The organism is Vibrio sp. R11-SG3-ISO3-SZ (assembly GCF_059834345.1).
Map to the genome: position 1 here is coordinate 1 of NZ_JCBDGX010000015.1, position 11,417 is coordinate 11,417.

General features: G+C 49.6%; 8 protein-coding genes and 1 pseudogene. 5 read left to right on the forward strand and 4 right to left on the reverse strand.

Annotated elements, in window-relative coordinates:
- Together AC6R1O_RS01830 and AC6R1O_RS01835 are read left to right on the forward strand one after the other, a co-directional pair.
- A pseudogene (locus AC6R1O_RS01830) lies at positions 1–641 on the forward strand (sodium:solute symporter family transporter); the annotation flags it as partial.
- A 317-nt stretch (positions 642–958) separates the two neighbouring features.
- Positions 959–1,915: an L-threonylcarbamoyladenylate synthase gene (locus AC6R1O_RS01835; RefSeq protein WP_500656400.1), complete on the forward strand. Its 957-nt coding sequence runs from the start codon at positions 959–961 to the stop codon at positions 1,913–1,915.
- 15 nt (positions 1,916–1,930) lie between these two features.
- Here AC6R1O_RS01835 and AC6R1O_RS01840 read toward each other — a convergent pair whose 3' ends face one another.
- Entirely contained in the window at positions 1,931–2,908 is a 978-nt protein-coding gene (locus tag AC6R1O_RS01840) for an ion channel (RefSeq protein ID WP_500656401.1), read from the reverse strand.
- A gap of 112 nt (positions 2,909–3,020) precedes the next feature.
- Complete coding sequence (locus tag AC6R1O_RS01845) at positions 3,021–3,914, reverse strand: LysR substrate-binding domain-containing protein (RefSeq protein ID WP_500656402.1); 894 nt, start codon at positions 3,912–3,914, stop codon at positions 3,021–3,023.
- A 47-nt stretch (positions 3,915–3,961) separates the two neighbouring features.
- Between AC6R1O_RS01845 and AC6R1O_RS01850 the strand changes: the two genes are divergently transcribed.
- The gene (locus AC6R1O_RS01850; protein WP_500656403.1) at positions 3,962–5,269 is read left to right on the forward strand and encodes a D-amino acid dehydrogenase; all 1,308 of its coding nucleotides are present in this window, start codon (positions 3,962–3,964) and stop codon (positions 5,267–5,269) included.
- Positions 5,270–5,592: 323 nt separating this feature from the next.
- Positions 5,593–7,137, forward strand: a complete 1,545-nt coding sequence (locus AC6R1O_RS01855) for an alanine/glycine:cation symporter family protein (protein WP_500656404.1) — start codon at positions 5,593–5,595, stop codon at positions 7,135–7,137.
- Between the two features lie 144 nt (positions 7,138–7,281).
- On the opposite strand, the gene guaA is transcribed toward AC6R1O_RS01855, so the two are convergent.
- Together guaA and guaB are read right to left on the reverse strand one after the other, a co-directional pair.
- Positions 7,282–8,835: a glutamine-hydrolyzing GMP synthase gene (gene guaA, locus AC6R1O_RS01860; RefSeq protein ID WP_500627024.1), complete on the reverse strand. Its 1,554-nt coding sequence runs from the start codon at positions 8,833–8,835 to the stop codon at positions 7,282–7,284.
- Between the two features lie 110 nt (positions 8,836–8,945).
- Complete coding sequence (gene guaB, locus AC6R1O_RS01865; RefSeq protein ID WP_500656405.1) at positions 8,946–10,409, reverse strand: IMP dehydrogenase; 1,464 nt, start codon at positions 10,407–10,409, stop codon at positions 8,946–8,948.
- Positions 10,410–10,654: 245 nt separating this feature from the next.
- On the opposite strand from guaB, the gene xseA reads away from it, so the two are divergent.
- On the forward strand, positions 10,655–11,417 hold a 763-nt coding region (gene xseA, locus AC6R1O_RS01870; RefSeq protein ID WP_500656406.1), incomplete at its 3' end, for an exodeoxyribonuclease VII large subunit.

Sequence of the window (11,417 nt, forward strand, 5' to 3'; positions counted from 1 at the left end):
AAATCGCCACAGTCGTGACCGGTCTGTTGGCTTGCGGCGTAGCACTGTTGTTTGCTCGTATCGAAGACTACAGCCTGTTCGACATCATGATGATCTTCTCTGCTTTGCTGCACATGCCGATGTCGATTCCCTCGCTATTGGCCATGCTCAACTTACGTACGCCACCTTGGTCTGGCTGGGCAACGGTTCTGGTCGGCATTCTGGTTTCCGCTTGGATGCATTTTGTGTTCGATGTTCATTGGCTTGAGCCTTTCATCGGCCCGCTCAATCACAGAGAAAGTGTTGATATGATGGTGGTGTGCAGTCTCCTGGCGCATGTGATCGTCACTGGTGGCTTTTTCCTTTCTACCGCTTTGATGACCAAACGCCCCTATTTCAATCACACTGTGAGTGAGCGAATCCACACTCCGATTTCCTCGCAAGAACAAACGCCGATTGATCACGCCAACGGCATTTTTATGGGGAAAGCAATGACGGCGCTGGGCGTCATCGTGGCGCTGTTTGCTGTCACCACCGACAACTTCGCCGATGGCACGATTTTCGTCGCGATTGGCGGTGCGATATTGGCATGCGGTTTTGCCTTGATGTCGATGTCTCTGCGTTTACGAAAACTTGATTCAGCTTGCGCTGCTGAGTGTTAATTACTGGCGCTCTCCATTTAATTAAGCAATCACGCTCTTATCCCACGGTGCAGAGTTCGGCTGCACATTTTTGAGACTGTGGGTTGTGGGTTGTGGGTTGTGGGTTGTGGGTTGTGGGTTGTGGGTTGTGGGTTGTGGCAAGATTTGATGGAAAGCTTACACAGAATCAAGCACTTCGAAAAACGAGGTTCGCCTAGCGATGTAAAAAGGAAAATAAGCATCGCAAATTTGAAAAAGATAGCTAAAATGTGCGTTTGCTTTGATTTGACTAGAGCAAACATGACTGTGTAACCGTCCGTTTTTCTGAGGAAGTGACATTGAAAACGCTACATCTTTCCGCACAAAACCAAAACGATATCGAACAAGCGAAGTCGCTTCTTGCTTCTGGCGAGTTAGTGGCGATTCCGACCGAAACCGTTTATGGACTCGCGGCAGATGCCACCAACCCAGAGGCGGTAAAGAAGATTTTCGCGGCGAAAGGCAGACCGGCAAACCACCCGTTAATCGTACACATTGGCCAAGTTCAGCAGTTATCCGATTGGGCGACGGAGATCCCAGAGGAAGCGTACACCATTGCTAATGTCTTTTGGCCTGGTCCGGTTACCCTGCTACTAAAGAAATCGCCACAAGCTAATTCGGTCGTCTCGGGCGGTCTAGAGACCATTGGCGTTCGCATGCCGGCGCACGACGTGTTTAATGAACTGCTCTCTAGCGGGCTCGCCGTTGCCGCCCCATCCGCTAACCCTTATAAGAAACTGAGTCCAACCTCAGCGTCGCACGTACTCAAATCGCTAGGCGGTCATATCGCTGCGGTGCTTGATGGCGGAGATTGTGCTCATGGCCTTGAGTCAACGATTGTCGATCTTACGCAACGTCCATTTCGAATCCTTCGCGCAGGTCCCATTAGCGCGGCGCAATTGTCACACATATTAGGTGAAGAAGTGTGTTCGCCTCAAGCGCATAATGTCGCCGTCCCGGGTAACGTGACCAGCCATTATCAACCTAACACCTCAGTGAAGTTGGTCGACATTCATCATCTACCGGAAGTAAAGGGAGAGGTGGCTTTGCTGCACTACTCACCGTTACCTACGGATTTGAATGTTCGAGCAATGAAAATGGCGGATAACGTGGCTCAGTACGCACACGATCTGTACCGCGCGCTTGATGATGCTGACCAATGGCACTGCGATGAGATTTGGGTAGAAACGCCACCACGCAGTGATGAGTGGGTCGCGGTGCACGACCGCCTCGGCCGTGCACAATCCAAGCTGTAATCAGTACAGGCTGCGCTAGCGGGTCATTTTTTTTACAAACACCACCACAAACAGAGCCATGGTGAAACTGCCTAAAAAGGCCTCAAGCGCAGCAATAAACCTCGCAACACCAACCGGTGAGATGTCACCGTAACCAAGCGTGGTAAAGGTCACCACACTGAAATAGAGCGAGTTAAAAAACTCCAGCAGATAAAAACGCCAGCCCGTCACCCCTTCGTAAATCGGATGCGCCCCTGTGGTATCAAGAAAGAAATAGGCCATCGCGCACACCATGATCAAAAAGATCGAAAATAGCACCACGCGCACGGGGTCTTCGCCATAGCCGCAAAACAGATCAACTGCTTTGGATATACACCGTTTGGTACTGAATTTGGGTAACTGATAGCGACGAAAACGCATCTCACGTTTAAAGAAGTCTCCCGCCATCTCAAACAGTCCTTGTTTTTCGCACTGTTTACGAATGTTACGACACACCTCTTCCGCCTCCTGATAGAGACTGGCGGTGAGCGTTCTATCGTGCTTTTTCTTTGCTTGCTTGGCATCGAGTTCTTGTTTTAGGTAGCGTCCCCACTCGACATTTTCTAGCTTGGCACGCCCAAGATCTGCGCCCAATAAATTGCATTTATCCAATTTCGCACAGTGCAGATTGGCGCCGAGCATCTTGGCTTTCATCAAAGAGGAGCCGCGAAGATCTAAGCCGAAAAAATGCGCATCGGTGAGGTCTGCTCGATAAAAATCGGCCTCACGACAAAGATACCCGTCTTTACTGCCTCGATTGACCAAGTCTACATCCGTCAAATCGGTTTTCGCTAACTGAAAGCCATCCAATGGCTTGCCCTCTGCGGCCCATTGCTCCACTTGCTGTTTGATGTCGTCATTACTTTTATCGATGTTCGGATCATGCCAATAGCACAGTCCTGACTCACCACTAACTTGATCGCAGCACCAACCATCTGGATTACGATAGCTGCATAACTGCTCATTCGAATTCATACATGCCGCTCCCTCACTCTGCCAACAAAGGGCTATCCCGTTGACTTTTTTAAGTGTAGAGCCAATAAGACGCAGCGCCAGATTAATTGGCGATGGTGACCATCACCGTAGTTTACTCACCCACATCGCACTGCGCTCTTAACCACTGTTTGAAGACCCGCGTGTGTGCGTTGTCCACATGGGTCAACACAAAGTACCCCGCGCCAGCAGGGATGGGCTCATAAGGTGCGACTAACCTTTGCATCGAAACTTCATCGCCCAGCAATGCCATACGAGCCAAAGCAACACCCACGTTAGCCTCTGCTGCCGACATCGCCATATCGGTGCGATTGAAAAAGTGACCACGTTGGCAGTCAAAATCCATCCCTTGCTGCTTAGACCAATAGCGCCACTCATGCTCTCGAACGGCTCCTTGCCAAAGCATCGCATCATGCAGCAACGTCACCCGCGACCACGCCTCATTGGACGGATGCGACGAAAAATGCTGCTGATAGTAATAGGGGCTCATCACAGGGAGCAGTGACTCCGCCATTAACAGTTCAGCGCGATCATCTTTGTAGGGGATCGGACCATAGTCGATCGCAATATCAAAGTCCTTATGCTGGCTATCCACCAATGCGCCCTCGGCAAAGGTGTGAACCTGAATCGTCGGGTGTAATCGATAGAAACTCTCTAAACGAGGGACGAGCCATTTAAACGCGAAAGAGGGGGTTAACTTCAGACGAATCTGCGCTGCTTCTCCGGAGGATCTCACTTGCGCGGTCACTTCTTCAATGGCTAACAGATGCGGCGTTACCCCCTCGATCAGTTTTCTCCCCTGCTCGGTTAAGCGAATCCCGCGCGGATGGCGTTCAAAAACACTAAAACCCAAATGTTGTTCAATGGACTTTACCTGCTGACTGATCGCTCCCGGCGTGAGGTTTAGACGACTTGCTGCTTGGCTTATTGTCGGGTATTGCGCGACTTGGCACAGTAAATGAACACCTTGAAATAACATCTGGGTCATGAGCGCTGCTTTTAGTTTTTCTAAATGATGTGTTTAATTTTTATCGATTGTTACGCAAATGTAAATCACAGATTCTTAGCCAAAATACCAATGAGGAGAATGATGTGAAGGTTGTGGTGATGGGCAGTGGAGTCATCGGACTCACGAGCGCTTGGATGCTCAATCAAGCAGGATGTGATGTGACGGTTATCGATCGTCAATCTCGCGCAGGCGAAGAAACCAGTTTTGCCAACGCAGGGCAAATCTCTTATGGCTACTCTTCTCCTTGGGCCGCTCCCGGTATTCCGCTCAAGGCGATCAAATGGTTATTCGAGCAACATGCGCCGCTAAAGATCAAACCTATGGTGAGCCGCGAGCTATTCATCTGGATGATGCAAATGCTGCGTAACTGCCAGCTAGAGCGCTATCGAGTGAACAAAGCCCGCATGTTGACGATAGCAACTCGCAGCCAGAAGAGCTTAAAAAGGCTCAACCAAACGCACAAGCTCGATTATCAAGGACGCCAGAAAGGCACACTGCAACTGTTTCGTCATACTCAGCAATTGCAAGCGGTAGAAAAGGACATGGCGCTGCTTGCCGAGGCAGGCACTCGCTTTGAACTGCTCGATGCTAATCAGTGCCTTAACCAAGAGCCCGGTTTGGCTCATATGCAGGGTGAGCTGGTCGGCGGTCTCTATTTACCGGACGATGAAACCGGTGACTGCCACCTTTTTTGCCAAGAGCTCCAGCGTCTGTGTGAAGAGGCTGGCGTGCAGTTTCATTTCAATACCCGTATTCAACGTCTAACTGCGTCTCAGCAACGTGTCTGCGCCATTCACACGGATGCCGGTGATTTCACCGCCGATACCTTCGTTGTCGCAATGGGCAGTTACAGCAAGGCATTATTAGAGCCGCTGGGGCTAACCCTCCCAATATACCCCGTCAAAGGCTATTCGCTTACCTTACCTGTCAGTGATGATCAGTATGCCCCCTCTTCCACCATTATGGACGAGACCTACAAAGTCGCCCTAACGCGCTTTGATGACAGAATCCGCGTGGCGGGTATGGCTGAATTGGCTGGCTTTGACGGTAAGCTAACGGCCAAACGCCTGGCGACGCTCAATCATGTCGTCAGCAACCTATTCCCTCGCGGTGCCTCTTTTGATCAAGCGCAATATTGGAGTGGGTTTCGCCCAATGACGCCCGATGGCACGCCGATCATTGGCCCAACACCACTGAGTAACCTCTTCACTAATACTGGTCACGGTACGCTAGGATGGACGATGGCGTGTGGCTCCGCCGAAATATTAACCGACCTTGTCACCGGAGATCGTCATCAATACCCGCAACTGAGCATGAGCCGCTACGGCAAATAGTAGCATTCACTGAATTAACCGACATTATCAGCACATTTAACAAATAGAATTTTCGCTTTTCCATAAAACGCATCGACCACCAGATGCGTTTTACCATTCTCAGTTTTGGCACTAGAAGACTAAACGATGAAGTTTTAACCTATCATTTCTCTTCTGACTGGAATTTTGTGGATGGAGTCACGCCAAACAAGATTAATAGATAAATGATTTAACATTAAGGTTACAAAAAGGTTAATATGCTGTTCGAAATTAAACACAACACCCCTTTAAACGATATGCCGTTTTGTCGCTAAAGGGACTCAACAACTAACAGGGAAATTCATATGCAGTCATTTGTTGATTTTATGAATGGGATTATCTGGAGCCCGGCACTGATTTACTTGTGCTTGGGCGCGGGTTTGTTCTATTCAATCATGACTCGATTTGTACAAGTTCGACACTTCACCGAAATGTGGCGTTTGCTTCTGTCTGGAAAAAGTTCTTCTAAAGGCATCTCTTCATTCCAGGCTCTGGCCGTTTCACTCTCTGGTCGTGTCGGTACAGGTAACATTGCAGGTGTCGCTGCAGCGATCGGTTTTGGCGGCCCAGGTGCTGTCTTCTGGATGTGGACAGTCGCATTTTTTGGCGCGGCAACCGCGTATGCAGAATCGACACTGGCGCAAATCTATAAAGAAGAAGATAACGGCGAATTCCGTGGTGGTCCGGCTTACTACATCGAGAAAGCAATGGGTCAAAAATGGTATGCATGGATTTTTGCAGTCGCGACCATTTTTGCGTGTGGCTTCCTACTTCCTGGTGTGCAATCGAACAGTATCGGTAACGCAGTCGAAGCTGCATTTGGCTCAGGTGACATGATCGAAACGGCCATCGGCACCTTTAGTTTCGCGAAAATCTTCACCGGCACACTGATTTCTATCGTTCTTGCGTTTATCATTTTTGGTGGTGTAAAACGCATTGCGAGTTTTACTCAGATTGTCGTGCCTTTCATGGCATTGGCGTACATCGTCACCGCTTTCATCATCATCCTACTGAACATTGGTGAAGTGCCACGCATCTTCTCAATGATCATCGGTGATGCATTCACACCGATGGCCGGTGTGGGTGCTGCGATTGGCTGGGGTGTTAAACGTGGTGTTTACTCAAACGAAGCGGGTCAAGGTACAGGACCTCACGCGGCGGCAGCGGCAAGTGTTGAGCACCCAGCTCAGCAGGGCCTAGTGCAATCTTTCTCTATCTACATTGATACTTTGCTTGTTTGTTCAGCCACGGCATTCATGATCTTGATCACTGGCGCGTATAACGTTCACGGTGCAGAGGGCTTCATCATCCAGAATGTCGCGGCTGATATTGCGGCGAACGGCCCAGTATTTACTCAAATGGCGATTGAAAGTGCACTGCCAGGCATCGGAAAACCGTTCATCGCTATCGCGCTGTTCTTCTTTGCCTTCACAACGATTCTGGCGTACTACTACATCGCAGAAACCAACGTTGCGTACATTCGTCGCCACTTCAAAGTTGACGGCTTGATGTTCATCCTTAAAGTCGCGTTGATTGCCGTGGTATTCTACGGCACCGTCAAAACCGCAAACCTCGCATGGGCGATGGGTGACGTCGGTGTAGGCTTGATGGCGTGGTTAAACATTGTCGGTATTTTGATCATCTTCTTTATGTCAAAACCTGCCCTAAAGGCACTGAATGACTACGAAGAGCAGCAAAAACAAGGTGTTGAAGAGTACACGTTCAACCCAGTGAAACTTGGCATCAAAGGCGCTGACTACTGGGAAGAAAAATACCGCAGAAAAACAGGACTCGATCCGAAAGCAGAAGCGGAATCAAAAACCAAGAGCGTTGAGCAACCTTCAACCTAATCGATAAGTAAAAAGCAGTGGACGACCGTTTCGGTCATCAATAGAGGCAAACCAAGGTTTGCCTCTATTTTTTTGCTTGGCCGCTCATCCAAAGACGAAAAAAAACCAGCCTATCAGGCTGGTTCTTAACATTAGTCGGAAAAATTATTCCCACTCAATCGTCGCTGGCGGCTTACCTGAGATGTCGTAAACCACGCGAGAAATGCCGTCTACTTCGTTGATGATACGGTTAGAGACTTTACCAAGGAAGTCATACGGTAGGTGTGCCCAATGCGCGGTCATAAAGTCAATGGTTTCGACTGCACGCAGTGACACAACCCAGTCGTACTTACGACCATCACCCATAACGCCTACAGAACGAACCGGTAGGAAGACCGTGAACGCTTGAGAGACTTTGTGGTAAAGGTCAGCAGCATGCAGCTCTTCAATGAAGATCGCATCCGCACGACGCAGTAAATCACAGTACTCTTTCTTGATTTCACCAAGTACGCGCACACCAAGACCCGGTCCTGGGAATGGGTGGCGATATAGCATGTCGTAAGGTAGACCTAATTCTAGACCGATCTTACGTACTTCATCTTTAAACAGCTCACGTAGTGGCTCAACCAAGCCCATCGCCATATCTTCAGGTAGACCACCCACGTTATGGTGAGATTTGATCACGTGTGCTTTGCCCGTCTTTGACGCCGCAGACTCAATCACGTCTGGGTAGATGGTGCCTTGCGCTAACCATTTCGCGTTTTTCAGCTTCTTCGACTCTTCATCAAACACGTCAACAAAGACGTGACCGATGGTCTTACGCTTCTCTTCAGGATCCGACTTGCCTTCTAGTGCGGCAAGGAAACGCTCTTCTGCGTCGACTTTGATGATGTTTAGGCCAAATTTATCGCCAAACATATCCATCACTTGTTGACCTTCGTTTAGGCGTAGCAGACCGTTATCAACGAAGACACAAGTTAACTTGTCGCCAATTGCGCGGTGAACCAACATCGCCACAACCGAAGAGTCAACACCGCCGGATAGACCAAGGATAACTTCGTCATCACCCACTTGCTCTTTGATGCGAGCAACCGCATCTTCAATAATGGATTCAGAGGTCCAAAGACGCTCACAGCCACACACGCCAAGCACAAAGTTCTCAAGCATTTGTAGGCCTTGCTTGGTGTGCGTCACTTCAGGGTGGAACTGCACGCCGAAGTATTTTTTCTCTTCATTGGCCATCGCCGCGTAAGGACAGGTGTCCGTTTCGCCCACTTTGACGAAGTCTGCTGGAATCTCAACAACCTTGTCACCGTGACTCATCCAAACATCTTGGGTCAGGTCTAGGTCTTTAAATAGTGAAGATTCGCCTGACACTTTGACTTGCGCATAGCCAAATTCGCGTTCATTGGAACCTGCAACTTTACCACCTAGCTGCTCTGCCATTGTCTGCATGCCGTAGCACACACCGAGCACTGGCACACCAGAGTCAAATACGTATTGAGGAGCACGTGGCGAGTTCTCTTCGGTGACGCTTTCTGGTCCACCAGATAGGATGATACCGTCTGGGTTGAACTCACGAATATCTGATTCTTCAACGTCCCAACTCCACAGTTCACAGTAGACACCGATTTCACGTACACGACGTGCGACAAGTTGGGTGTATTGCGATCCGAAATCGAGGATCAAGATACGTTGGTCATGAATATTTTTGGTCATTTGAGCAGTCTTTTTAAGCTGGGTTAAGAAAACGAGGCGAGTGTACCCGCCTCTCTTCAATGCTTCAAGGAAAAGCAAACGTTTTCGTCGAGGGTTTCTTGTCTAAGAAATTAACCGCGACGGTAGTTTGGTGCTTCCTTAGTAATTTGAACATCGTGGACGTGAGATTCCGCCATCCCAGCACCAGAGATACGAACGAACTCAGCTTTGGTACGCATGGCTTCAATCGTCGCGCTGCCCGTTAGGCCCATGCTTGAGCGTAGACCACCCATTTGCTGGTGAACGATCTCTTTTAGGCGGCCTTTGTACGCGATACGTCCTTCGATGCCTTCAGGGACAAGCTTGTCTGCGGCATTGTCCGTTTGGAAGTAACGGTCAGAAGAACCTTGAGACATCGCGCCCAATGAACCCATACCACGATAGGCTTTGTAAGAACGACCGTTGTAAAGAATCACTTCACCCGGGGCTTCTTCAGTACCCGCAAACATCGAGCCCACCATCACACACGATGCGCCAGCAACGATAGCTTTACAGATGTCGCCTGAGAAACGGATACCGCCGTCAGCGATAACGGGAATACCGTGTTGATTTGCCACTTCCGATGCATCAGCGATGGCCGTTACCTGAGGGACACCCACGCCCGTTACGATACGAGTGGTACAGATAGAACCTGGGCCGATACCGACTTTCACTGCGCTAACGCCTGCATCGATAAGGGCTTTCGCACCGGCACCCGTTGCTACGTTACCGCCAATGATATCGAGATTAGGGTATGCCGCGCGAGTTTCACGGATACGGTTAAGAACACCTTCAGAGTGGCCGTGTGAAGAGTCGATCAAAAGCACGTCAACACCCGCTTCAACCAATGCCGCAACACGCTCTTCGTTACCCGTGCCAGCACCCACTGCCGCACCAACACGAAGACGACCGCGCTCATCTTTACACGCGTTCGGTTTACGTTCTGCTTTGTGGAAGTCTTTTGCGGTGATCATACCTGTGAGTTGGAACTCATCGTTAACCACCAACACTTTTTCAACGCGCGCTTCGTGCATCTTCTCTTGCACTTCAGCACGAGTTGCCCCTTCTTTTACTGAAGCAAGGCTCTCTTTTGGCGTCATCACTGAAGAGACTTTCTTAGTGAGGTCGGTAACAAAGCGCACGTCACGACCGGTGATAATACCGACCAGCTCTTTGTTCTCTGTGACAACAGGGAAGCCTGCAAAGCCGTGCTTGTCTGTCAGTGCAACCACATCCGCGATGGTCGCTTCAGGGTTAACGGTAACAGGGTCAGTGACCACACCCGCTTCAAATTTCTTAACTTTACGAACTTCTGCCGCTTGCTGCTCAATCGACATGTTCTTGTGGATAAAGCCAATGCCACCTTCCTGCGCAAGAGCGATAGCCAGACGGGCTTCCGTCACGGTATCCATAGACGCAGAAATCATCGGAATATTAAGAGTGATATTTTTCGTCAACTGAGTGCGAAGATCAGCTGTGTTTGGGAGAACGGTGGAGTGTGCTGGCACAAGCAGTACGTCGTCGAATGTCAGCGCTTCTTTGGCAATTCTTAGCATTTGCAATATCTCACAATTAGAGGAGTAAAAAGAACAATCCAATCTCATCGTTTCGCATAATGAGGGCAACCTATTCACACTAGAGTGTGCGAGAACAATGTTGCATTTGGATTAGATATTGCGGACGGATTATACGGTCAACGCAAACGCTTGGCTACACATTTTTCTACTTTTTATTTGCAATCACCCCCTTGCTATGTATTATATTGCCGCTAATTTCCATACCCACGTCCATGGGATTAGCTGTGCCTGCATCCACCAATCAAAACATTTTCACTGTCTCTCGCCTCAACGCAGAAGTTCGCCTGCTGCTTGAAAACGAAATGGGTATCGTTTGGTTGGTCGGAGAGATCTCCAACTTCTCTGCCCCGGTGTCTGGTCACTGGTATCTCACCCTTAAAGACTCCCGAGCTCAAGTCAAATGCGCGATGTTTCGCGGCAATAATCGTCGTGTCACGTTCAAGCCGGCTAACGGCAATCAAGTATTAGTCAAAGCGCGTCTCTCGTTGTATGAACCTCGCGGCGATTATCAGTTGATCATTGAAAGCATGCAGCCGGAAGGCGATGGCCGACTCCAGCAAGAGTTTGAAGCGCTTAAAATGAAGCTAGCCGCTGAAGGCCTGTTTGCACAGACTAATAAGAAGCCGCTGCCTGAGCACCCGAAACGGGTTGGCATCATTACCTCGAAAACAGGTGCGGCGCTCTACGATATTCTGGATGTACTGAAGCGACGTGACCCTTCACTGCCGGTGATTATTTACCCGACATTAGTACAAGGTGACGATGCCGCGATTCAAATCGCGCAAGCCATTGGCTGTGCCAACAGTCGTAACGAATGTGATGTCTTGATCGTCGGTCGTGGCGGGGGCTCTCTAGAAGATTTATGGTGCTTCAACCACGAGGTCGTAGCGCGAACGATTGCGGCGAGTCAAATCCCGATTATCAGTGCGGTTGGACATGAAGTGGATGTGACCATCGCCGATTTCGTCGCCGATATGCGCGCGCCTA

What these genes read in the sequence shown, in the direction of transcription:
- AC6R1O_RS01840 (WP_500656401.1), bottom strand. Translation starts at nt 2,908, where the DNA reads ATGAATTCGAATGAGCAGTTATGCAGCTATCGTAATCCAGATGGTTGG.
- AC6R1O_RS01845 (WP_500656402.1), bottom strand. Translation starts at nt 3,914, where the DNA reads ATGACCCAGATGTTATTTCAAGGTGTTCATTTACTGTGCCAAGTCGCG.
- AC6R1O_RS01855 (WP_500656404.1), top strand. Translation starts at nt 5,593, where the DNA reads ATGCAGTCATTTGTTGATTTTATGAATGGGATTATCTGGAGCCCGGCA.
- guaB (WP_500656405.1), bottom strand. Translation starts at nt 10,409, where the DNA reads ATGCTAAGAATTGCCAAAGAAGCGCTGACATTCGACGACGTACTGCTT.
- guaA (WP_500627024.1), bottom strand. Translation starts at nt 8,835, where the DNA reads ATGACCAAAAATATTCATGACCAACGTATCTTGATCCTCGATTTCGGA.